The following is a 23,235-nucleotide window of genomic DNA, read 5'->3' as shown; positions in this document are numbered from 1 at the left end:
TTATTCGTACTGCTCCCGGAAGCGACGGACAATGTAGAGGGCGAAGATGTTCAGGCACAGGGTGATGACGAAGAGCGTCAGGCCCAGGGCGAAGGCAACCAGGGACTGCGGCCCGGCGAAGTCGCTGTCGCCGGTGAGCTGGTTGACGATGGAGACGGTGATGGTGGCCACCGGTTCGAAGGGGTTGCCGCGCAGCACCGGGCTGTTGCCGGCAGCGAGCACCACGATCATGGTTTCACCCACGGCGCGGCTGACGGCCAGCAGGAAGGCGCCGACAATGCCGGGCAGGGCGGCGGGCAGCAGCACATTTCGGATGGTCTCCGACTTGGTGGCGCCCAGGCCATAGGCGCCATCGCGCAGCGAGCGCGGCACCTGGTTGAGAATGTCGTCGCTGAGCGAGGACACGAAGGGAATGATCATGATGCCCATGACCACGCCGGCGGTCAGCGCGCTGGTGGCCTTGATGTCGAGGCCGATCAGGTTGCCGAAGTCGCGCAGGAAGGGACCCACAGTCACCAGGGCGAAGAAGCCGAAGACGATGGTGGGGATGCCGGCGAGCACTTCGATGACCGGCTTGGCCACGGCGCGCAGGCGCGGATGGGCATATTGGCTGAGATAGATGGCGGCCATCAGGCCCACCGGGACGGCGACCAGCATGGCGATGACGGTGATCATCAGCGTGCCGGCCAGCAGCGGCAGCAGGCCATACTGGCCATGGGCGCCGGTGTCGGTGGACGAGAAGCTGGGGTTCCACACAGTGCCGAAGAAGAAGTCGATCGGGCTGACGAAGGAGAAGAAGTGGATGGCTTCGGTCAGCAGCGAGGCGACGATGCCAACGGTGGTGAGGATGGCGACGGCCGAGCAGGCGATCAGCACGACATTGACGACGCGCTCGACGGCATTGCGGGCCCGCAGGCGCGCCGTGATCTGGCTGCGCGCATAGAGCAGCGCGGCAATGCCGGCGACGGCAGCGAGCACGGTGACGACAACGAAGGTGATGAACTGGAACGAGCGCAGCGCATCGGCAGCAGCCTGTTCAAAGGGCTGTACGTCGCCGGCAACGCCATAGCCGGAGGCCAGGGAGCGGATACGGGCGATGGTGGCATTGAGCGCAACCGGATCGAGCCCGGAGAGAACGTCGGCCGGAATCTGGCCGGTGATGTAGTTGGCGGTGATGCCATCGCCGAACCAGCCCCAGAGTGCCAGAATGGCAAGGGCGGGCAGCATGGCCCAGATGGCGACGTAGGAGCCGTGGTATTGCGGGCGGGAGTGAACCTTGACGCCCGTGGTGGTGGCCAGGCCGCGGCTGCGGGACCAGCCGGACTGATATGCCAGGCCCAGCAGAACAAGCAGCATGCCGGCAATGATCAGGGAATTCATGGTTGCGCGCCCTCGCCAACGGGAAATGGGCCGCGCCAGAGGCGCGGCCCAAACAGTGTCTTACTTCGCGCCGGCTTCGAAAGCGGCGAGAACTTCAGCGGTCTTGTCAGCCGGCTGCGGGATCAGGCCAGCGGCTTCGAGCGAACCGCCCGAGCCCGAGATGGCGTCGGAGAGGAAGAACTGGACATATTCTTCGATGCCGGGGATCACACCGATGTGCTGGCCCTTGACGTAGAAGAACAGGGGACGCGACACCGGATATTCGCCGGCGGCAACGCTCTCGAGGGAGGGAACGACACCATTGATGGTGGCAACCTTGAGGGTGTCCTTGTTCTGGTCGTAGAAGGACAGGCCGAACACGCCAACGGTGGCGGGGTTCGAGTTCAGGCGGGCCAGGGTCTCGGTGTAGTCACCGGCGATCTCGACAACCACGTCCTGACGGAAGGTGGTGCAGGCATCTTCCGGAGCGTCGGCAGGCAGGCCGGCTTCTTCACAGCCAACGTGCACAACCTTTTCCTCGAAGACTTCGCGGGTGCCGTGGTTGGAACCGGGGATCGCCAGGGCGATGTCCTGCTCGGGCAGCGAAGCGTCGATCTCGGACCACTTGGTGTAGGGATTGTCGACGAGCTTGCCATCGACCGGAACCTGGGCCGCGATGGCCTTGTAGATCTGGATCGGGGTCAGGGCGAAGTCGGGGCCGGTCGAGGCCGAGGCAAACACGATGCCGTCGAAGCCGAACTGGATTTCACGGACGTCGGTGACGCCAGCGGCGGTGCAGGCTTCCTTTTCGCTGTCCTTCATCGGACGCGAAGCATTGGCGATGTCGATGGTGTTTTCGCCAACGCCTTCGCAGAACTGCTTCAGGCCGCCGCCGGTGCCGCCGGAACCCACGACCGGAGTCTTGAACTCTGGGAAGGCGGCGCCGAATTCTTCAGCGACGATGGAAGCGAAGGGCAGCACCGTGGAGGAGCCAGCGATCTGGATGGTGTCGCGCGACTGAGCGAACGCAACGGGAGTGCCGAACGCGGCGAGCGCGATCACGGCAGCACTGGCGAAAAGTGCAGACTTCATGGGGAGTTCCCTTTCGGAATTCAGTTCAAACCTGGCTGGCCAATCCGGAAGGTCATTCCCCGGAGCCGCCCTTTGACGAGCCCGACCATATTGGCGCCGCACGACGGTTTTATTGCGTTTCAATGACGCGTTTGTGACAGGTTAATGCGTTGTTTTATATGGTGAAAACGGAGAGTAACCGTTGGCGCAGGGGTCTTTGTGACGGCAGATGACAGGCGGCGTCACAAAGGCTGCAGACTCGATCCGCACGGTCTGGGCGCAGGCAGCGGCGCCCCGGCGAGGGGCCAGGCAAGTCTGCTGGCGCAGGTCTGGATAGCGCGCCAGTGTGACAGCCATGCGATGGTGCCGGTGCTGATGTCAGCGCAGCAGGGGCCTCAGCTCGGCCTGAACCTTGCGCATGAGCGGCAGGAAATGGGCAATCATATGCGAGGTGGAGGCGCGAGCCGTCTGGGCCCCGATGTTGAGGGCGGCGACGGTGTGGCCCTGCATGTTGAGCAGCGGCACCGCGATGGAGCACAGACCCAGCTCGAGTTCCTCATCGATGACGGCAAAGCCCTGTGCGGCGACGACAGCCAGTTCGGTGGTGATGGAGCCCATGTCGGCCTTGGTCTTGCTGGTATAGGCGATGAGATCGGAGCGCTGGAGGATATCGGCGGCGGCCTGGGCGGGCAGGGCGGCAAGCATGATGCGCCCCATCGAGGTGCAATAGGCGGGCAGGTGGGCGCCCGCGCCGAGGTTGATCGACATGACGCGGCGATGGGAGGCGCGGGCGATATAGAGGATCTCGGTGTTGTCGAGCACCGCTGCCGAGGAGGATTCATGCACCTGGGCGGACAGATCGTCGAGGAAGGGCTGGATCAGGCGGGGCAGGGGCGTGGCAGCGAGATAGGAATGGCCCAGATTGAGAATGCGCGGGGTCAGCCTGAAGAACTTGCCGTCATAGCTGGCATAGCCCAGGTGGGTGAGGGTCAGCAGGCAGCGGCGGGCCGTGGCGCGTTCGAGGCCGGTGCGGCGCGCGACGTCGGTGATCGAGAGACTGGCATGTTCCTCATCGAAACACTCGATGACCGCCAGGCCCTTGACCAGGCCATTGATGATGTCGCCCTCGCGCATGGTGCCTCGCCAGACCGGTTGTGCGCATGCCGACGCATGGGCGCTGAGCGCACACTAGACAGCTGGGCGCGGTGCGACAATGGCGGGCCGGGCGGAAACAAGGGCGGGTATGGGCGCCGGTGGACGGAATGGGCCCTGGCCAGCTTGCCCGACGCGTCCGACCTCGGCCACAGTGTGAACCAGCAGGGCCGGCCGGCGGCCGAACGGGCGAGGATTTGAATGAACGAGACAGTCGAGGCGAGCGCAGAGGCACTGTTTGCGGCGCGGCGCGATAGCCGGCAGATCGAGACTGTGCCGGGCGCGTGGATCCCGCAGAGCCTGGATGCTGCCTATGTGGTGCAGGACGCGGTGATGCGGCGCGAAGGCGCCATCGGTGGCTGGAAGGTGCTGGCGGGGGATGATCCGGCGCCGATCTGCTCGCCCATCCCGGCGTCGCGCTTTTACCAGAGTGGCGTGCGGCTCGACCGTTCCAGATTGCTGATCCATCTGACGGAGGTTGAAGTGGCAGTGCGGCTGGCGACGGCATTGCCGGTTCGCACTGCACCTTATTCCACGGACGAGGCGGTGGCAGCGATTGGCAGCGTGCATGCGGTGCTCGAGATGTGCGCCAGCTCGTTTGCGCCGGCCATGAACGCGCCACACCTGCTCAAGATGGCCGATCTGCAGAGCAATGCCGCGGTCATTGTCGGCGAAGGCGTGCCGCTTGCGACTGACACCGACTTCGCGGCGCTATCTGCAGAGCTCAGCTATGGTGGCAAGGTGGTGGAGCGCACTGATACGGGCGCCAGCTGGGCGCAGATCGCCGCTGCGGTGGCCTATATCGCCAATATGGCCAATGCGCGCGGGCACGGGCTCAAGGCCGGGGATGTGCTGATCACCGGTGCGCGGCTCAAGCATCCGGCCGTGGCCAGCCACCAGATCGTGGGCACAGTTGCGGGCCTGCCCGAGGTGGTGCTGGACCTTGAATAAGCGCTGGGCATGTAGCCCCCGCCGGGCCATTTGACCGGCGCAGCAGGCGCATGCTACCAGCCGAACGATCGTCCGCATGCGGCACGAGGGGCCTATAGCTCAATGGTTAGAGCCGACCGCTCATAACGGTCTGGTTCCAGGTTCGAGTCCTGGTGGGCCCACCACTTCTTTCAGCACTACAGCAGTCACGTCATGGCTCCGATCGTTGCGTCGGTGCGGCGCTTGCTGGTGTCCTGGAATGCAATGGGGCAGCCGTTGGGAGGCTGCCCCGTGCGATGCTGGATTGGGTCCGGCCTAGAATTCGGCCCAGTCTTTCTCGATCTTGAGGGCGGCGTTGCCATGGACGCCGTAGCGGGCGGCGGCGCGCTGCGCCGGGGCAGGAGCGGGGGCGGGCTTTGCGGCCGGGGCCGAACGCTGCGTTGAGGCGCCACGCTGGTCGATGACGAAGACTTCCACAATCCGGTCCAGCTCGGTGGCCTGGCCCTCGGTCTGCTCGATGGCGGCGTTGGTTTCCTCCACCAGGGCTGCATTGTGCTGGGTCATCTCGTCCATCTGGCGAATGGCCGTGGAGACCTCGGAGATGGACGAGGACTGCTCGCGGCTGGCTGCCGAGATGGCGGTGATGAGGCTGGCGCTTTCCTTGACGCCGGTCAGCATCTGATTGAGCTTGTCGGTCGCTGCAGCCACCAGGCGGGCGCCGCCGGAGACTTCGCTGGCTGACTGCTCGATGAGCGCCTTGACCTCGGCCGAGGCACTGGCCGCGGATTGGGCCAGGCGACGGACTTCGACGGCCACCACGGCAAAACCCTTGCCGGCATCGCCGGCGCGGGCCGCTTCAACAGAAGCGTTGAGCGCCAGCAGATTGGTCTGGAAGGCGATATCGTCGATCAGGCCGATGATGTTGGAGATCTTGGACGATGAGGTCGAGATGCGCTCCATGGCGTCGTTGGACTGGCGCATGACGTCGCCCGCCTCTTCGGCCATCTGCGAGACGCCCTGGGCGGTATCGCTGGCGGATTCGGCACGGCGGGCATTTTCGACCACGGTGGTGGCGAGCTGTTCCATGGAGGCGCTGGTCTCCTCGATGGCGGCAGCCTGCTTGGTGGTGCGCTCGGCCAGATCGTTGGCACCGGAGAGGATTTCGCCGGTGGCCTGCTTGAGCGAGGTGGAGGTGTGGCGCAACTGGCCGACGATCTCGCTGAGCTTGTCGGCGACGGCATTGGTGTCGTTCTTGAGGCGGTTGAAGGCGCCCTGATACTGGCCGCGGACGCGGCTGGTCAGGTTGGCCTCGGCAATGTCGGCCAGCACGGCGCTGGTTTCGGACAGGCCGCCGTCAACGGTTTCCACCAGCGAATTGACGCCGCCGGCCAGGCCGTTCAGCTCGGCATCGGGGAAGTTGGCCTCGACGCGCTTGGAAAAGTCGCCGGCGATGGCGGCATCGACCACGGTGCCAAAGGCGTGCTGCAGCTCGGCCATCATCTTGGCGCGGTTTTCCTTGTCGGTGACCAGGCGTCGGGCCTCTTCCTGCGTCATCTGGGCAATGCGCAGACCATTGTCGCGGAACACCAGCGTGGCCTTGGCCATGGCGCCGACTTCGTCCTTGCGGTTCTCGCCCTCGACCTCGGTGGTGAAATCGCCCTCGGCGATCTTGCGCATGGCCTGGGTGAGGCGACCGATGGGACCGGAAATGCCCGAGCCGACCAGGAGCGCCGCAGCGATGCCGCCGACCAGGGCCAGCACCATGCCACCCACCACGGACCAGACGGCCGTGGATTGGGCGGCCAGCGAGGCGGCCACGCGGGTTTCCATCAGGCCGGCTTCAATGTCGGAAAATTCCGTCATGATGCCACGGAACTTGTCGAAGAAGGCCTTGCCGCCGGCATTGGCGGAAAACTTGACGACGTCATCCATGGTGCTGGTGGTGCCGACGGTGCGGCGGATGGCAATTTCGGCCTCAGCGACTTTTGTCTGCCAGTCCATCAATACCGATTGCGCTTCCTTGAGGCGCGCGACCTGGGGCGGGTTGTCGCTGACCGTCTGCTGCAGCTTGGCCATTTCCTCGGCGAAGACCTGCTGGCCGGCGATATAGGGCTCCAGGAATTCATCCTCGCCAGCAATGGCGAAACCGCGCATGCCGGTTTCCATATTCACTGCGGCCGAGACAATGCCGCTGGCGGATTCCAGGACCAGTGTCGTGTGGTCCACCCACTTGGCGCTCTGCTCGGTCTGGGCGAAGCTCCAGAGCGCAATGCCGCCAACAACCATCGCCATCACGGTCGGCGCCCCCGCGACCAAGAACACCTTGGTCCGTATCTTGACGTTCGCAAGCCCCATATTCAGTCAACCTATCTCGTAGTGCCGTTTGTCGGCACGCTAGGTTCAAGTCGTTTAAATTCCATCAACGAATTAACTAATTTACTTGTGTGAGATTGCGTTGACTGTGCTGTCTAGAAGTCGCCTGTTACATCAGACGGAAAGATAAAATTGCCAGGCGCGTAGTTGAATGCGGGCTAGAACTGTCTGGCGATGATTCTTGATGAATTGCGGCTAAATAGTTTCAATCCGGCCAAAGCTTAACGCGGATCGGAACGGCAGCGTGCGGTGCGTGTAGATGAGAAAGTTCTTGTTTTGCCGGGAAATTGGATTCTGGGCCGCCGCAGATCTTCGTTCGCCTGATCTGGTGACGATGTTCTGCGGCGGCATTAATTCAGCCGACGCAGGTATTGGGCGCGGGCCACTAATTGCGGCAAATGCGAGCTGCAGCCGGGCAGCTGCGGAACGGCGTCGCGCTATTTGTCGCGACCGATGCGACCGAGGTGGGTCTGGTTGAACGCGGTGACGTATTTCAGCCCATAGCCCATGGCGCGGTCGAAGCCGGCATGGGCGGCCAGGATCAGAGCAAGCTGCCAGGCGAGGGGCGTGCCCGAGAACCAGCCGATGGCGCCCAGCGCGAGGGCGGTGGCGTAGCTATGCACGGCATTATAGGCCAGGCCGCCAAGGCGCGGGCCTGCTGTGTAGAAGACAAAGGACAGATCGGGCACGAAGAACAATGCGGCAAAGAGCCAGAGATTGCCGCCCGAGAGGACAAAGGCGGTGGTGGCGGCGGCGAAGATGGACAGGCCCTCAAGGCGCAGGAGGCTGCGGACGCCGCCGGTGACGGCGCCATTGGTGGCAAGCGGGGCGGAAACGGTGTTGGACATGGCGGGCATCCCAGGATGAGTGACGAAGCGCAGCGATTGCGCTGGGGTGATGCCGATGTAGCGCAGGGTGGGGCCGGACCAAATTGGCCAAGGCCGTATGGAGGCTATTCAAAAGCGAATGGCACCCGGCGGCGAACCGGGTGCCATTGATCAATTCGGGGTGGCCGAGGTCAGCGGCTGCGTCGGCGCAACTGGTCGAAGAAGACGATGACGATGATCAGCACGCCGGTGATGATGCGCTGCCAGAAGGAGTTGACGTTGAGCAGGTTGGCGCCATTGGCAATGGTCGCCAGGATGAAGGCGCCGATCAGGGGCCCATGCACCGAGCCGATGGCGCCGAACAGCGAGGTGCCGCCGATAACGGTCGAGGCGATGGCCTGCAGTTCCCAGCCGTCGCCCTGGGTGGCATTGCCGACGCCCAGGCGGGCCGCCAGCATGATGCCGACAAAGGCGGCGAACATGGAGGACAGGCCATAGGCGATGAAGATCATCTTGGGCACCGAGACGCCGGACAGGCGGGCGGCCTCCGGATTGGAGCCGACGGCATAGAGATAGCGGCCCCATTTGGACAGGTGCAGGAAGATGAAGGCCGGGATGGCCACGATCACCACCATCCAGAACAGGTTGGGGATGCCCAGGAAGCTCTCGCGCGAGAAGAGGGTGAAGGCCTCGTTGGTGATGTTGATAGTCGAGCCATTGGTGATCAAAAGGCCAATGCCGCGCAGCGACGTCAGCGTCGCCAGGGTGATGATGAAGGGCGGCAGGCCCATCTTGACGATGCCGAAGGCGTGGAAGCAGCCGATGGCCAGGCCCACTGCCAGGGTGATGACAATGGCAATGGGGATGGGGACGCCCGCCTGCAGCAGGCCGGCGATGACAACGGTGGAGAAGCCGACGACGGCGCCCACGGACAGATCGATGCCGGCAGTGATGATGACGAAGGTCTGACCGATGGCCAGGATGGCGATCATCGAGCCCTGGCGCAGCAGGTTCGAGATATTGTTGCCGGTGGCAAAGCTGGGCGTGGCGATCGAGAGCACGATGCACAGCAGCAGCAGCAGGCCCACCAGGGTGAGCGCGAACAGGAAGTTGAAGTTCCTCTTGGGGGCAACGCTCGTTGGCGTGACTTCGGTGGTCATTGTTGTCTCCAGTCTGGGGCGTTCAGACGCCGATGGCCTCGGCGAGGATGTCTTCGTGCGATTTTTCACGGTAGGCCTGACTGCCCACCAGATGCCCGTCGCGGAAGACGTGCAGCGTATCGGCCAGCTCATAAACCTCGGGCAGGTATGACGAGATCAGGATGATGCCGGCGCCATTCTTGAGCAGTTGCGCAAACAGGCGATAGATCTCGGCCTTGGTGCCGACGTCGACGCCAACAGTGGGCTCGTCGAAGATGAAGAGCTCGGCGCCATGGTTGAGCCATTTGCCGATGACGATCTTCTGCTGGTTGCCGCCGGACATGGAGGAGGCCAGCGAATTGCGCGACGGGGTCTTGATGCCCAGATCCTTGATCTGCTGGTCGGCGCGGCGCTTTTCCTCGCCGGCATTGACCACGATGCCGCTGTTGATCTGGTCATAGACCGGCAGGTTGATGTTGAGGCCAATGGGCAGGTTGAGATTGAGCCCCTGGTCGCGGCGGCTCTCGGGGGCCAGGGCAATACCCAGGTCGATGGCGGTGCGCTCGTTGCGCATGTCGACCACCTTGCCGTGCCAGGCGATCTCGCCCGACGTTCTGGGATTGCGGCCGAAGACGCTGAGGGCGAACTCGCTGCGGCCGGCACCGATCAGCCCATAGAGGCCAACGATTTCACCAGCACGCACCGTGATCGAGACATCATTGAAACCCTTGCCGCTGAGATTGCGGGTTTCGAGCAGGACCTTGCCGAAGGGAATGGTTTCCTTGTGGTAGATCTGCTCGAGCGAGCGGTTGATCATCATGGCGACCAGCTCGGCATCGTTGGTTTCGGCAATGTTGCGCGTGCCCACCAATGTGCCGTCCCGCAGCACGGTCACGCGATCAGCCAGCTCGAAGACTTCCTCCATGCGATGGCTGATATAGACGATGGTGACGCCTTCTTCCTTGAGCCGGCGGATCAGCGCAAACAGCTGCGCCGCTTCCGAGCGGGTGAGATAGGCGGTCGGCTCGTCAAAGATGATGAACCTGGTGCCGCGCAGCGAGGCGCGGGCCGTGGCGACCAATTGCTGCTGGCCGATGGTGAGCGAGCCGAGCAGGGCGTCTGCGGGCAGGTTGAAGCCGATATCGTCGAGGATCTTCTGCGCGGCGCGGTTCATGTCGCGTGTCTGCAGCAGGCCGAATTTGACGGTCTCGTCGCCGAGGAAAATATTGGCGGCCACGGTGAGGTGGCGGCAGAGCACCACTTCCTGGTGCACGGCGTTGATGCCGTGGGCAATGGCCTCATTGGGCGTGGCGAGCTCGACCTCTCTGCCGTTCCAGACGATCTTGCCGCCGGTGCGCCGGATAACGCCAGTCAGCAGCTTGATCAGGGTGGATTTGCCGGCGCCGTTCTCGCCAACGATGGCGTGGATCTCGCCGCGGCGAAAGGCCAGCGAGGCGGGCTTGAGGGCCTGGATGAAGCCGTAGCGCTTCTCCAGCTCGCGCAGTTCAAGAATGGGCTGAGCGTCGGTTGCGGACGATGCGCCGGGGCTGCCGCCATGCGCTGCGGCGCCCGAAGAAAGTTCAGTCACGGTTGATCCCCCCGCCATGTCAGTGTCGCGCGGCCCTTGTGCCTGGCCGTCGCGACGTGATTGGAACCGGGATGCGAAGTGGCGTCAATCCGCTCCGCATCCCGGCCAGCGGCCTTAGTTGACCTTGGGGTTCAACAGTTCCTGGCTGCGGGCGTCGTCCATATTGGCGGTGGTGATCAGGTTTGCGCCGGTGTCGACGAAGGCTTCGACCGTCTCGCCCTCGGAAGCAGCGAGCGCCGTCTTGATGCCGTCGTAGCCCATGCGGTAGGGGTCCTGAACGACCAGGCCGTCGATGGTGCCGTCCTTGAGGAAGCCAACCAGCTTCTCGTCGCTGTCGAAGCCGATCAGCGAGACCTTGTCGGCAACGCCGTTTTCAGCGAGGGCCTGACCAGCGCCCTGGGCCATGATCAGGTTGGAGGCGAAGATGCCGACCAGGTTGGGATTGGCGGTCAGCAGGTCGGTGGTGATGTTGAGGCCGGTTGCGGCCTGACCATCGGCATATTTGTCAGCGACCAGCGTGATGCCGGGGTACTTGGCGAGTTGCTCGACGAAGCCCTGCTTGCGCTCTTCCAGCGAGCCGGCATTGGGCACAGAGGTGATCAGCGCCACTTCGCCTTCTTCCTTGCCGGTCGCAGCCTTGATGGCGGCAACCAGGCCATCGGCAGCAATGCGGCCGCCCTGGACGTTGTCCGTGGTCAGGAAGGAGGTGAAGGCCGTGGAGTCAGCCGAGGAGTCGATGCCGATGATCGGCACGGAGTTGGCAGCTTCGGTGATCGGCGCCCCGAGAGCCGACTTTTCGGTGGGGGCGATCACCACAGCGGCAGGCTTGCCGGCAACGGCGTTCTCGAGGATCGAGATCTGACCATTGATGTCGGTTTCGGCCTGGGCGCCCAGTTCGGGAACGTTGACGCCAAGATCCTTGCCGGCGGCGCGGGCGCCCGCCAGAACGATCTGCCAATAGAAGGACGTGGTGTCCTTGACGATGATCGGAATTGTAACGTCCTGCGCAGAGGACGGCGACACGCCGAGCATGCCTGCTGCCAGTGCGACTGCAGACAGTCCCATCACGGCGCGGCGATTCAACTTGCTGAAATTCATGGTTCTTCTCTCCCTTTGTGCGCGGGGTGCGGACATTGTTTGCCCGTCGGCGCGCGCTTCAATTATGCACGTCTCAAGCAGCCTGCAAAATGTTTTTTATGCAGAGTAAACAGATCGGGAATATCTGATCTGTTTTTGCTTATGGCGGATCAGACATTCTATATTAAGTTCCGTCAAGGAGCATTTTGCATAATTCGTGCACGATGGCGAGAGGCCGACGCGGCCGATCACGCCGCCTCGAAGGTGGCCAGCATGGTTGCGCGGGCGGAGGCCAGATGCAGCGTGCAGGCGGCCTGCACACGTGGCAGGTCACGGGTCAGCAGAGCCTGGATGTAGGCCAGATGTTCGTGGATGGCGATCTCGTTGCGCGCCCGTTCGTCATGCTTGTTCCACTGGTAGTGGTAGTGAAAGATGAGCGTGATGATGTCGTAGAAATCATCGATGAAGCGGTTTGGCGCGGCCGCGTTGATGAGTCGGTGGAAGCGGTTGTCGAGGTCCGAGAAGTCCTGATAGCGCTCGTCGATGTCGCGCAGCAGGTCGCGATGCTGCCGCTCGATGGCGCGCAGGCGGGGCCAGATCGCGGCGCTGTCGGGCAATTGCGCCAGGGCGCGGGCCGAGCGCAGTTCGAACATTTCCCGGATTTCGAACAGTTCCATGGCAAATTCCCGGGTGAAGCCCATGAACACCCAGCCCGCGTTGGGACGCTTGGCGATCAGGCCGAAGCGACGGAAACGGTTGAGGAATTCGCGGATGCCGGTGGTGCCGACGCCAAAGGCGCGGGCCAGTTCAAGTTCGTTGATCTGGGTGCCGGGCTGGGCCTGGCCACGCAGCATCCATTCCATGAAGTGGACCTCGACCTGCTTGGCCGTGGCGACGGTTTCCGGATGCGGGAAATGGGCGCCGTCGGGCACCGCGCTGGCGATGACGCGGTTGCGCCCCTGGCCGGCGACGTAGCCGCGCTCGGACAGTCGGGCCAGCACCTTGCGCACGGTGGTGCGACTGACGCCGAGATCGGCGCTGAGGGCGTTTTCGGAGGGCAGGGGGGCGCCTGTACCGGCGGCGCTGAGCAGGTCAAGCGTCTGGTTGAAGGCCTGCTTGAAGACCGTATCGCTCTTCACCGTGTCGTCGCTCCTGTTTTCGCTTATCGATAAAAAACAATTTGACGGCGCATTGTCCAGACGCTTTGTCTCGCGCAGGTGATCGACCCCGTCGGCAAGGCGGGCCCGTGAATGACAGCCCAACCAGGAAAAGTGACCATGACTGCGATGAGCGCTCTGATCTGTTCAGAACCCGGCAAGTTGAGCGTGATCGAGCGCCCAAAGGCGGAGCGTGCAGCAGGGGAAGTGCTGGTGCGGCCGCGTCGCGTGGGCATCTGCGGCACCGACTATCATATCTACGAAGGCAAGCATCCGTTTCTGGCCTATCCGCGGGTGATGGGCCATGAACTGGCTGTGGAAGTGGTGGAGCCGGGCGAGAGCGACTTCAAGGCCGGCGAAGTGGTGGTGGTGAATCCCTATCTGTCGTGTGGCACGTGCATCGCCTGCCGCCGCGGCAAGCCGAACTGTTGCACCAAGATCTCGGTGCTGGGTGTGCACCGCGATGGCGGCATGGCCGAGTTCATCTCACTGCCGCCGCAGAACCTGGTGCGCGCCGAGGGGCTGTCGGCGGACGCCTGCGCGACTGTTGAGTTCCTGGCCATCGGCGCCCATGCTGTGCGTCGGGCCAGCCTTGAGGCGCAGGACCGGGTTTTGGTGATCGGCGCCGGACCGATCGGCTTTGGCGCCGTGCTGTTCGCAAGCCTTTCGGGCGCCAAGGTGACGGTGATGGACCGCGACACCGAGCGGCTGGCGGCTGCCCGCGACCTGTTCGACATCGCCGGCACAATCACTGCCGATGATAGCGTGGATGCGCAGGTGGCGGCCGCGACGGATGGCGAGGGCTTTGACGTGGTGTTCGACGCCACGGGCAACCAGGGCTCGATCGAAAAGGGCTTCGACTTCGTCGCCCATGGCGGGCGCTATGTGCTGGTGAGCGTGGTCAAGGGCGACATCACCTTTGTGGATAGCGACTTCCACCGCAAGGAAATGTCGATCTTTGGCAGCCGCAACGCCACCTCGGTGGATTTCGAGCGGGTGATTGCGGCCATCCGCAACGGGCAGGTGCCGATCGACAAGATCATCACCCATCGCACCAGCCTGGCGGGCGCGGTGAATGACCTGCCGCGCTGGGCCACGCAGAAGAGCGGGCTGATCAAGGCCGTTATCGAAATCGCTTGAGCCGCGCTGGATGGGGCGGGCCCAGAGGGTCCGTCACCCCAGCATGAGATGGCGGATCTGGGTGTAGTCGATCAGCGACTGCATCGAGAGGTCCGAGCCATAGCCGGAATTCTTCATGCCACCATGGGGCATTTCGGTGGCCATGACGCCATGGGTATTGATCCAGGTGACGCCATATTCGAGCGCATTGGCGATCTCGATGGCGGCATCGGTCTGGCGGGACCACACCGATGATCCCAGGCCATATTCGGAGGCATTGGCCCAGTCGATGGCGGTCTGGACATCGTCGAACGGGGTGAGGCTGACGACGGGACCGAAGACTTCCTTTTGCACGATCTCGGCCTCGATGGGCGCGACCACCAGCGCGGGGGCGACGAAGAAGCCTGCAGTCTCGGTGACGCTGGGCTGCATGACATCGGCACCGGCGGCGCGGGCACGGTCGATGAAGCCGGTGACACGCTCTTGCTGGCGGGCGCTGATGACCGGGCCGAACTCGACGTCATTGCGGTCCGGCTGGCCATAGGTGAGCTGGCCTGTCAGCGCTTCGAGGCGGTCGGTGAGCGCCTGGGCGACGCCGGACTGAACGAAGATGCGGCACGCCGCCGTGCAATCCTGGCCGGCATTGTAGAAGCTGGCTTCGCGCAGCGTTTCCACGAGCTTGTCGAGATCGGCGTCGTTGCAGACGATGACCGGGGCCTTGCCGCCCAGCTCGAGATGGGTGCGCTTGATCATGGGGCCGGCGGCAGCCTCCAGCACGGCGCGGCCGGTGCGGATGTCGCCGGTGAGCGAAATCATGCGCACAAGATCGTGCGAGATCAGTTGGCGCCCGACGTCGGGGCCATTGCCGCAGACAATGTTGACCACGCCGGGTGGCAGGACCTCGGAGAAGATTTCACCAAGCGCGATCAGGCTCAGGGGTGTCATCTCGGAGGGCTTGATGACGACCGCATTGCCGGCGGCGATCGCCGGGGCGATCTTCCAGGCGGCCATGAGCAGCGGATAGTTCCACGGCGCAATCTGGGCGATGACGCCAATGGGGTCGCGCCGCACAAGGCTGGTGTGACGTGCCGAGCGGTAGTTGCCGGCGGCCGGTGCGGGCATGTTGCGCACGGCGGTGGCAAAAAAACGGAAGACGTCGGCGACATTGGCCAGCTCGCCCGCTTCGACAAAACGCAGGGGCTTTCCCGCATTGCGCGACTCGATCAGGGCGAGGTCGGCGGCGCGATCCTCAATGCGGTCGGCGATAGTGAGCAGGGCCTTGCTGCGCTCGCGCGGGGTATAGCGCGACCAGGCCTTGTAGGCGGCGTTGGCAGCCTGGACCGCCTGGTCGATCTGTTCGGGGCTGGCCGAGGCGACCTCGGCCATGACCGTACCCAGAGCCGGGTTGAAGGCTGTTTCAACGTCGCCCTGGCCCGACACGGACTCGCCACCGATCAGCAGTCGCGTGTCAAAGGCTATCATGGTGGTGTCTCCGGTGGTCATGCAGGCACAAAAGGTGTTCGCGCAGACTGACCCAGAAAATTCCAGAAGGCCAGATCATGTGGCCGATCATCGGGTTGCCACTCCGGATGCCACTGGACGGCGAACACCGGAGCACGGCTATGTGTCGCCGAGATGGCCTCGATTATGCCGTCCGCCGAGGTTGCATTCGGCGTCAGTCCATCGCCGAGGCGATCAATGGCCTGGAAATGGACGCTGTTGACGCGCAGCCGGGGCGCGCCGGCGTAGCGGGCGAGCGGGCTGTCGGGGATGACGTCGATGTCGTGCGCATGGGCAAACATGTTGGCGAGATCGGCGTCGTCGGGCGCATGATGCGTGGTGGCGCCGGCTGTGCCGCGCATGTCGCGAAGAGTGCCGCCAAAGGCCACGTTGATCTCCTGCAGGCCCCGGCAGATGCCGAATACCGGCTTGCCGGCGGCGACAGCGGCCTGGACGAGCGCCGCGCTGAAACCGTCGCGACCGGCGTCGGTGGGCGCCATGGCCGGGGCTGACGAGGCGTAGCGCGCAGGGTCGATGTTGGAGCTGCTGCCGGTGAGCAGGACAGCGTCCATACGGGCGACGATGGCGGCAGCGTTGGCTGGGTCCTGGAACGAGGGCACGATGACAGGCGCGGCATCGGCGTAGCGGCTGACACCTTCCAGATAGCGGAGCTTTACGGTCTGCGCCGATTCGCCTTCAACCTGGCGGGCGCAGGCCATGACGCCTATCACGGGGCGGGTTTGAGTCATCGGGACAACCTTTCGCGCAATTGCGGCGGGTGGCTTAAGAGAGCGAACCACTGCTAGAGTGTCGCTATGACATACAAAAAAGACGGCGGACAGGGATGAGTGGCAGTTTGACCGACAACGCTGATATTGTGACGTGGCTGGATAACAACCGGCATATCGAAGTGCTGCACACGGCGGTGTGCGATCTCAACGGCATCATGCGGGGCAAGCGCATTCCCATCGATCAGGCCCGGCGCATCGCGGACAACGGCATCCGAATGCCGCTGTCCATCGTGGGCGTGGATGTGTGGGGCGAGGATATCGTGGGCAATCCGATGGTGTTCTCCAGCGGGGATACCGATGGCATCTGCAGCCCCACCGGACGCGGCGCACTGCCGATCAACTGGACGACACGACCCAGCGCGATGATCCCGCTGTGGCTGTTCCAGGACGCGCGCACGCCGTTCCTGGGCGATCCGCGGCAGGCACTGGCACATGTGACGCGGCGCTATGCCGAGCATGGGCTGACACCGGTGGTGGCGACGGAGCTGGAATTCTATCTCGTCGACCCCGAGGCGGATTCGGCCATGCCGCCGATCTCGCCCTATACGGGCAAGCGGCTGGATTCGGACGCGATCCTGTCGCTGGACGAGCTGGAGGATTTTGGCGAGTTCTTCCGCGACGTCTATCTGCAGTGCGAGCAGCAGAATGTGCCAGCCGACACGGCCGTGGCCGAAAACGGCGTGGGGCAGTTCGAGATCAACCTGCTGCACACCAGTGACGCGCTCAAGGCGGCGGACGATGCCGTGCTGTTCAAGCGCATCGTCAAGGGCGTGGCGCGCAAGCACAAGCTGGTCGCCACCTTCATGGCCAAGCCCTATGGCGCGCGGTCGGGCAATGGCTTTCATGTCCACTTCAGCCTCAATGACGTGGCGGGCAACAATGTGTTCGACGACGGCACCGAGACCGGCTCTGACGTGATGCTGCATGCGGTGGGCGGATTGCTGGCCGGCATGGCGGAATCGACGCTGCTGTTTGCGCCGCACTTCAACTCCTATCGCCGGCTGCGGCCCGACACGCATGCGCCCAGTGCCATCTCCTGGGGTTATGAGAACCGCACCACGGCGGTGCGCATTCCGGGCGGCAATCCCAAGGCGCGACGCATCGAGCATCGCGTCGCCGGCGCAGATGCAAACCCGTATCTGGTGCTGGCGGGCATCCTGGGTGCGGCCCTGGTGGGAATCGAAGACAGCAAGAAGCCACCAAAACCCTTTGCCGGACGCGCCTATTCGGAACGCCTGCCCAAGCTGCCGGCGGACTGGGCCTCGGCGGTCAATGCCTTCGAGGATGGCGACATGATCCCGCGCATCTTCGATCCGACGCTGCAGTCCATGTTCGTCAACTGCAAGCGGCAGGAGATTGCCGGCTTTGCCTCGCAGGTGACGGACCTGGAGTTCAGCGCCTATCTGGAGGTTGTGTGATGGCCCCCGTCCAGACAGTCGCCGACGGCCGCTATCCGCCCAGCTATTATGCGGCCTCGCGCGCCATTGAGCGCACGCCCGTGCAGCTGATGGGCGAGGTTTCGGCCGATGTCTGCGTGGTCGGGGCCGGCTATTCGGGCCTGTCGGCCGCCCTGCACCTGGCCGAGAAGGGCTTCAAGGTCGTGGTGGTGGAGGGTGCGGAAGTCGGCTGGGGCGCCTCGGGACGCAATGGCGGCCAGGTGGTGAACGGGCTCAATGCGAGCCTTGAAACCATCGAGCGGCGCTATGGCCCGGGCACGGCCAATTTCGTCGGCGGCCTGGTGCAGGAAGGGGCCGGGATCATCTACGACTGGGTCGATCGCTATGGCATCGACTGCGACCTCAGGCGCGGCAATATCTACGCCGCCTATACCGCCCAGCACATGCGCGGGCTGGAGGAGAAGCAGGCGCTGTGGCGTCGACATGGCATGGATGACCATGAAATTCTCGACCAGGCAGGCATTCGCCGCCACATCGGCAGCCAGGCCTATGTCGGTGGCATGATCGACCACTCGGGTGGGCACATGCATCCGCTCAACCTGGCGCTGGGCGAGGCCAAGGCCCTTGAGGGGCTGGGCGGGATCATCCACGAGCGGTCGCCGGTGACCAAGGTGGAGCAGGATGGCTCGGGCGCAACGGTGACCACCGCGCAGGGTCGCGTGCGCGCCCAGGCCGTGCTGGTCTGCGGCAATGCCTATCTGGGCAATGTGGTGCCGGAGCTGACGGCGCGCGTGATGCCGGTATCGACCCAGATGATGGCGACGGCGCCGCTGGGCAAGGAGCGGGCCGAGGCCCTGCTGCCGACAGGCATGTGCGTGGAAGACGTGCGCTATATCCTCGACTATTTCCGGCTCAGCGCCGACCATCGGCTGATCTTTGGCGGTGGCGTGGTCTATGGCGGCAGCGACCCCGCCGATGTGGTGGCCAAGCTGCGGCCGAACCTGGACAAGGTATTCCCGCAGCTCAAGGACGTCGCGATCGACTATGCCTGGAGCGGCAATTTCGCGCTGTCGTTTTCGCGGGTGCCGCAGTTGGGGCGGTTGGGCCAGAGGGTCTATTTCGCGCATGGTTACAGTGGCCATGGGGTCACCGGATCGCATCTGTTCGGGCGCATCCTCAGCGAAGCGGTGCGCGGTGACCTCACGCGGTTCGACACTTTTGCCGGCCTGCCGTGGATACCGTTTCCAGGCGGGCGGATGTTCCGGGCGCAGTATTCGACACTGGGCTCGTGGTGGTATGCACTCAAGGACCGGCTGGGCTGGTAATCAGCCCGGTCGTCAGCGGGGGATGGTGAAGTCGTCGCTTTCGCCGGGCACCAGTTCAAGCGGCCAGATGCGGCGCACCAGGCCCTGCGGGTAGATTTCGGCATAGGCCGGCATCGAGGCCATGAGGGATTCGCCCAGGGCCACACCGAGATCGCGCAGCGACAGGCGGAAGCAGGTGAGGGGCGGTGACAGGAAGCGCGACTGCGGACCCTCGCGGAAGCCGATGACCGCAATGTCGCGGCCCGGTCGTACCCCGGCCTCATTGAGGCGACGATAAAGCCCGATGGCCATCATCTCGTAGATGAGGATCACCGCCGTGGGCCGCTCGGGCAGATTCAGCAATTCATGGGCGATCTGGTAGCCGCCCTGCTCGGACGAACCGGCGCGGATGACCAGGGTCGGATCGAAGGGAATGCCGTGGCGCGCCAAGGCGGCCTTGTAGCCCTCGAAGAAAACAAAGCCGAGATTGATGTCATTGCTGGGCAGGCCGACGGCGATGCGGCGATGGCCCTTGGCAACAAGGCGGTCGATGCCGCGATTGGCTACGCCCTCGAAATCAAGATCGATCCAGGGGTGCGGCCCCGGCGTGCCCGAGCGGCCCAGGGCGATGAAGGGCAGGCGCGCATTGGCGAGAAGCTCGATGCGGGCATCGCGGCGATGGGTGGCCGAGATGATCATGCCATCGACCATGCCGCGGGCCACCATGCGGCGCAGATACTGGCTGGGATCTTCTTCGGTGGAGCAGGGGAGCACCACCAGATCGAGATGATGCCGGCTGAAGACTGCCTGCACGCCGTCGATGACGCCCAGAAAGAAGTTGTCACCATTGCCGGCGGTGTCAGTGCCCGATTCAATGGTGAAGCCAATGGCCTTGGTGCTGCCCTCGCGCAGACTGCGGCCGGCCTGATTGGGCACGTAGCCCATGGCAGCGGCAGCCTCCAGCACGCGGGCGCGGGTCTGTTCATTGACGTCCGGCTTGCCGTTGAGGGCACGCGAGACGGTGCCGATCGAGATATCGAGCTGCTGGGCGAGACGCCGGATGCCCTTCATTATGGCCTGTCCTCACTGCCGCCCGTCTGGTGCGGGCGTTCTGGCGGCATTGAACCGCAAAAGCGGCGCTTGGCAAGCATTGCGCAGTGCCCGCCACATAAGTATGATTTTTCTCCGAAACGTTTACGAAGCCCTATTGACAGGCTCCCGGTGTCAAACGTAACGTCGTAAACGTTTACGGGGCTATGTCCCGCTTGAGACCCGCAGACGCAAAGATGGGTCAGGCGCGGCATGCCCAAGGGAGGATCTCATTTTGGTATTCAAGGCCGTTCTCGCGGGTTGTGGCGCCATGTCCAAAGGGTGGCTGTCGGCGCTTGCCGAGCATCCGCTGCTCAAGGATCGCGTCGAGGTGGTGGGGCTGGTCGATCTGGACCGCGCAACCGCTGAGGCGCGCGCCGCCGAATTCGGCCTGAGCCATGCCGTGATCGGTACCGATCTCGATGCCGTGCTGAGCCAGACCAAGCCCGATATCCTGTTTGACGTGGTGGTGCCGGTGGCCCGGGCCGGCGTTGTGGCGACCGGGCTGCGCCACGGATGCCATGTGCTGAGCGAAAAGCCGATGGCGGCAACTCTGGCGGCTGGGCGCGAAATGATCGCCCAGGCTAAGGCGGCGGGTCGCATTCATGCCGTGGTGCAGAACCGGCGCTTTATCGCCGGGGTGCGCCGCATCCGTCGGCTGATCGAGAGCGGGGCCCTGGGTGAGGTCACCGCGCTGCATTGCGATTTCTTCGTGGGCGCCCATTTTGGCGGCTTCCGCGAGCAGATGGAAAATGTGCTGCTGCTGGACATGGCCATCCATACGCTGGACGCTGCCCGCTTCATGGCTGGTGTGGCGCCCAAGGCGGTTTATTGCCTCGAGACCAATCCGCGCGGCTCCTGGTACGCCCATGGCGCGGCGGCCAATGCGATCTTCGAATTCGACCAGGGCGTGGTGTTCAACTATCGCGGCAGCTGGTGCGCCGAGGGCGCCAATACCAGCTGGGAAGCGGCATGGCGCATCGTGGGCACCAAGGGCACGCTGACCTGGGATGGTGGCGATGCGTTCGCGGCCAATGTGGTCGCCGGCGACAGCGGCTTTTTCCGCGACCTCAAGCCGATCGAGGTTCCCGAGCCGGCCGATGCCGACCAGACCCATGGCCATGCCAGCGTGCTGGCCGACTTCCTCAATGCCATTGTCAGCGGCAGCCAGCCCGAGACCGTCGGCAGCGACAATATCAAGAGCCTGGCGATGGTATTTGCCGCCATCGAAAGTGCCAAGACCCACCAGCGCGTTCTCATTGAAGCCTAGAAAGTCATTGTTGTGACCAATCCTGCAAAATCGATCCGTATCGGCACCATGATCCAGGCCACGGAAGGCAAGGCGGCGGAAAATATCGCTGCCATCGCCGACCTGGGCTTTGAGAGCTTCGAGCCGTTTTTCTGGCAGAGCACCCATGGCCAGGACCTGGCTGAACTGGGCAAGCGCTGCAAGGACGCCATCGGCGACCGCGACATCGAGATCAACACGATCGGCATGTTCGGCAATCCGCTGGAAGACCAGGAAATGGATCGCCAGACCCTGCAGGGCTGGAAGGACTGCATCGACAATGCACATCACTTCGGCGCCACCTGCGTGGCGGGCTTTACCGGGCGTGTGCGCAACAAGCCGCTGACCGACAGCCTGCCGCAGTACAAGACGGTGTGGAGCGAGCTGGCCAAGCGTGCGGCCGACAAGGGCGTGAAAATCGCCTTCGAAAACTGCGCCATGGACGGCAACTGGGCCACGGGCGACTGGAACATCGCGCATAATCCCGACGCCTGGGAACTCATGTTCAACGAGACGCCGGACGACAATATCGGGCTCGAGTGGGAGCCCTGCCACCAGATGGTCTACCTGATCGATCCCATGCCGCAGATCCGCAAGTGGGCGCACAAGTTCTTCCATGTGCATGGCAAGGACGCGACCATCCGCTGGGAAGTGATCAAGGAGCATGGCGTCTTCGGCAAGGAGAAGTTCGTGTTCATGCGCACGCCGGGGTTCGGCGACAGCAACTGGACCGACATCATTTCCGAGCTGCGCCTGGCCGGTTTCAAGGGCTCGATCGACATCGAGGGCTGGCACGATCCGGTCTATCGCGGCGATCTGGAAATGACCGGGCAGGTGGCTGCGCTCAATCATCTCAAAGCCGCTCGCGGCGGCGACTACATTGCCGTGTGATGTGATCCGAGATCGCTTGACGATGCTTGAGAAACCGTTTTATCAACGTTGAGAAAAGGGTTTTCCAGTGAGGTATGCCGACGTGGCCAAAGCTGAGCGCATTCGCATCTACGATGTTGCGCGCGTTGCTGGCGTCAGCGTCGCGACGGCATCCAAGGCGCTCAACGATACCGGCCGCATGACCGAGCAGACGCGTGAACGCGTCAAACAGACGGCGGCAGCGCTGGGGTTCCGGCCCAATGCCATGGCGCGGGCCCTGACGCAGCAGCGCAGCTTCACCATTGGCCTTTTGACCAATGACACCTATGGCCGCTTCACCCTGCCGGTGATGGCAGGGGTGGCCGAAGCGCTGGTGGACCAAGGCGTGTCGGTGTTCCTGTGCGGTATCGAGGATGATGCGGCGCTGGGGCAGATCCATGTCGACGCCATGCGCGACAAGCAGGTCGACGGCATCATTGCCGCCGGCAAGCGCATTGACCGCCGGCTGCCGGTGGACCTGTCGAACCTGGCCATTCCGGTGGTCTATGTGTTCACCGAAGGGCCAGAGGACGCCATCACCCTGGTGTCGGACGACGAGCAGGGGGCGCGCGAGGCGGTCGAGTGGCTGGTGCAGCTGGGGCGCAAGCGGGTGGTGCATATCACCGGGCCGGCGAGCTTTGCCTCGGTGGCCGCACGCGAGGCGGCCTATCGGGACGTGGTCGGCGCGGGCGCCCAGGTGCTGAACGGGCCCTGGTCCGAGGCCTGGGGGCATGAGGCGGTGGCGCGGCTGTGGGATGGGGCGGGGCCACATCCGGACGGCATTTTTTGCGGCAATGACCAGATTGCCCGCGGCGTGGTGGATGCGCTGCGCGAGCGTGGCGTGGACGTGCCGGTCGATGTCTCGGTGGTGGGGTTCGACAATTGGGAGATCGTGGCTGCCGCGACGCGGCCGCCATTGAGCACCGTTGACATGAACCTCAAGGAAATGGGCCGCGAGGCCGGCCGACTGATTTTGCAGCTGGCGGAGGGCAAGGCTGTTTCAGCCGGCATCCGTAAGCTGCCATGCAAGCTCCTGGTTCGCCAATCCTGTGGCAGCGCGTTGCGCGCCAGCCATAGCAATGGGGAGGCACGCCTGGGGATATGAGCAAGCGCCATCGCGAACGTTGCAGCGTTCACGATGGCTTTGGTGGGCCGCGCGGGAAGA

At 64.0% G+C, this 23,235-nt stretch carries 19 protein-coding genes and 1 tRNA gene; 8 read left to right on the top strand and 12 right to left on the bottom strand.

Annotated elements, in window-relative coordinates; translation table 11 throughout:
* The 3 genes from pstC to K1177_RS10055 form a co-directional block, all read right to left on the bottom strand.
* Window positions 1-1,380 carry a phosphate ABC transporter permease subunit PstC gene (gene pstC, locus K1177_RS10065; RefSeq protein WP_224703168.1) on the bottom strand — a complete coding sequence of 460 codons (1,380 nt, stop codon included), beginning with the start codon at window positions 1,378-1,380 and terminating at the stop codon, window positions 1-3.
* A gap of 60 nt (window positions 1,381-1,440) precedes the next feature.
* Window positions 1,441-2,451, bottom strand: a complete 1,011-nt coding sequence (locus K1177_RS10060; RefSeq protein WP_224703167.1) for a PstS family phosphate ABC transporter substrate-binding protein — start codon at window positions 2,449-2,451, stop codon at window positions 1,441-1,443.
* Window positions 2,452-2,808: 357 nt separating this feature from the next.
* Window positions 2,809-3,564 carry an IclR family transcriptional regulator domain-containing protein gene (locus tag K1177_RS10055; protein ID WP_224703166.1) on the bottom strand — a complete coding sequence of 252 codons (756 nt, stop codon included), beginning with the start codon at window positions 3,562-3,564 and terminating at the stop codon, window positions 2,809-2,811.
* A 219-nt stretch (window positions 3,565-3,783) separates the two neighbouring features.
* On the opposite strand from K1177_RS10055, the gene K1177_RS10050 reads away from it, so the two are divergent.
* Both K1177_RS10050 and K1177_RS10045 read left to right on the top strand, forming a co-directional pair.
* Window positions 3,784-4,533: a fumarylacetoacetate hydrolase family protein gene (locus K1177_RS10050; RefSeq protein ID WP_224703165.1), complete on the top strand. Its 750-nt coding sequence runs from the start codon at window positions 3,784-3,786 to the stop codon at window positions 4,531-4,533.
* 88 nt (window positions 4,534-4,621) lie between these two features.
* Window positions 4,622-4,697, top strand: a tRNA-Ile gene (locus tag K1177_RS10045).
* A gap of 130 nt (window positions 4,698-4,827) precedes the next feature.
* Here K1177_RS10045 and K1177_RS10040 read toward each other — a convergent pair.
* From K1177_RS10040 to K1177_RS10015, 6 genes are all read right to left on the bottom strand, one after another.
* Window positions 4,828-6,804, bottom strand: a complete 1,977-nt coding sequence (locus K1177_RS10040) for a methyl-accepting chemotaxis protein (protein ID WP_224703164.1) — start codon at window positions 6,802-6,804, stop codon at window positions 4,828-4,830.
* Window positions 6,805-7,322: 518 nt separating this feature from the next.
* Window positions 7,323-7,733, bottom strand: a complete 411-nt coding sequence (locus K1177_RS10035; RefSeq protein WP_396119906.1) for a DUF4260 domain-containing protein — start codon at window positions 7,731-7,733, stop codon at window positions 7,323-7,325.
* Between the two features lie 170 nt (window positions 7,734-7,903).
* Complete coding sequence (locus K1177_RS10030) at window positions 7,904-8,872, bottom strand: ABC transporter permease (protein WP_224703162.1); 969 nt, start codon at window positions 8,870-8,872, stop codon at window positions 7,904-7,906.
* 22 nt (window positions 8,873-8,894) lie between these two features.
* A complete protein-coding gene (locus K1177_RS10025) occupies window positions 8,895-10,439 on the bottom strand; it encodes a sugar ABC transporter ATP-binding protein (RefSeq protein WP_318153286.1) in 1,545 nt (514 codons plus the stop codon).
* A gap of 114 nt (window positions 10,440-10,553) precedes the next feature.
* On the bottom strand, window positions 10,554-11,537 hold the full coding sequence (locus K1177_RS10020) for an ABC transporter substrate-binding protein (protein ID WP_224703161.1): 984 nt from the start codon (window positions 11,535-11,537) through the stop codon (window positions 10,554-10,556).
* Between the two features lie 227 nt (window positions 11,538-11,764).
* The gene (locus K1177_RS10015; RefSeq protein ID WP_224703160.1) at window positions 11,765-12,655 is read right to left on the bottom strand and encodes a GntR family transcriptional regulator; all 891 of its coding nucleotides are present in this window, start codon (window positions 12,653-12,655) and stop codon (window positions 11,765-11,767) included.
* 147 nt (window positions 12,656-12,802) lie between these two features.
* Here K1177_RS10015 and K1177_RS10010 point away from each other — a divergent pair, with 147 nt between their 5' ends.
* A complete protein-coding gene (locus K1177_RS10010; protein ID WP_224703730.1) occupies window positions 12,803-13,813 on the top strand; it encodes a zinc-binding alcohol dehydrogenase family protein in 1,011 nt (336 codons plus the stop codon).
* A 33-nt stretch (window positions 13,814-13,846) separates the two neighbouring features.
* On the opposite strand, the gene K1177_RS10005 is transcribed toward K1177_RS10010, so the two are convergent.
* A complete protein-coding gene (locus K1177_RS10005) occupies window positions 13,847-15,274 on the bottom strand; it encodes an aminobutyraldehyde dehydrogenase (RefSeq protein WP_224703159.1) in 1,428 nt (475 codons plus the stop codon).
* 17 nt (window positions 15,275-15,291) lie between these two features.
* Window positions 15,292-16,041: a gamma-glutamyl-gamma-aminobutyrate hydrolase family protein gene (locus K1177_RS10000; RefSeq protein WP_224703158.1), complete on the bottom strand. Its 750-nt coding sequence runs from the start codon at window positions 16,039-16,041 to the stop codon at window positions 15,292-15,294.
* Between the two features lie 107 nt (window positions 16,042-16,148).
* On the opposite strand from K1177_RS10000, the gene K1177_RS09995 reads away from it, so the two are divergent.
* Together K1177_RS09995 and K1177_RS09990 are read left to right on the top strand one after the other, a co-directional pair.
* The gene (locus tag K1177_RS09995) at window positions 16,149-17,501 is read left to right on the top strand and encodes a glutamine synthetase family protein (RefSeq protein WP_224703157.1); all 1,353 of its coding nucleotides are present in this window, start codon (window positions 16,149-16,151) and stop codon (window positions 17,499-17,501) included.
* Window positions 17,498-18,805, top strand: a complete 1,308-nt coding sequence (locus K1177_RS09990; protein ID WP_396119901.1) for an NAD(P)/FAD-dependent oxidoreductase — start codon at window positions 17,498-17,500, stop codon at window positions 18,803-18,805. Before K1177_RS09995 ends, K1177_RS09990 begins: the two co-directional genes overlap by 4 nt.
* A 12-nt stretch (window positions 18,806-18,817) precedes the next feature.
* Here the strand turns inward: K1177_RS09990 and K1177_RS09985 are convergent, their stop codons facing one another.
* The gene (locus tag K1177_RS09985) at window positions 18,818-19,855 is read right to left on the bottom strand and encodes a LacI family DNA-binding transcriptional regulator (protein WP_224703155.1); all 1,038 of its coding nucleotides are present in this window, start codon (window positions 19,853-19,855) and stop codon (window positions 18,818-18,820) included.
* Window positions 19,856-20,108: 253 nt separating this feature from the next.
* On the opposite strand from K1177_RS09985, the gene K1177_RS09980 reads away from it, so the two are divergent.
* The 3 genes from K1177_RS09980 to K1177_RS09970 all read left to right on the top strand — a co-directional run bounded on the left by K1177_RS09980 (window position 20,109) and on the right by K1177_RS09970 (window position 23,175).
* A complete protein-coding gene (locus K1177_RS09980; RefSeq protein ID WP_224703154.1) occupies window positions 20,109-21,143 on the top strand; it encodes a Gfo/Idh/MocA family protein in 1,035 nt (344 codons plus the stop codon).
* A gap of 12 nt (window positions 21,144-21,155) precedes the next feature.
* Entirely contained in the window at window positions 21,156-22,052 is an 897-nt protein-coding gene (locus K1177_RS09975; protein WP_224703153.1) for a sugar phosphate isomerase/epimerase family protein, read from the top strand.
* A gap of 82 nt (window positions 22,053-22,134) precedes the next feature.
* On the top strand, window positions 22,135-23,175 hold the full coding sequence (locus tag K1177_RS09970; RefSeq protein WP_224703152.1) for a LacI family DNA-binding transcriptional regulator: 1,041 nt from the start codon (window positions 22,135-22,137) through the stop codon (window positions 23,173-23,175).
* The last annotated feature ends 60 nt before the right edge of the window (window positions 23,176-23,235 follow it).

It is taken from the genome of Devosia aquimaris, assembly GCF_020169335.1.
Taxonomy (GTDB): Bacteria; Pseudomonadota; Alphaproteobacteria; order Rhizobiales; family Devosiaceae; genus Devosia; species Devosia aquimaris.
This window is presented reverse-complemented; position numbering and strand designations above follow the sequence as displayed.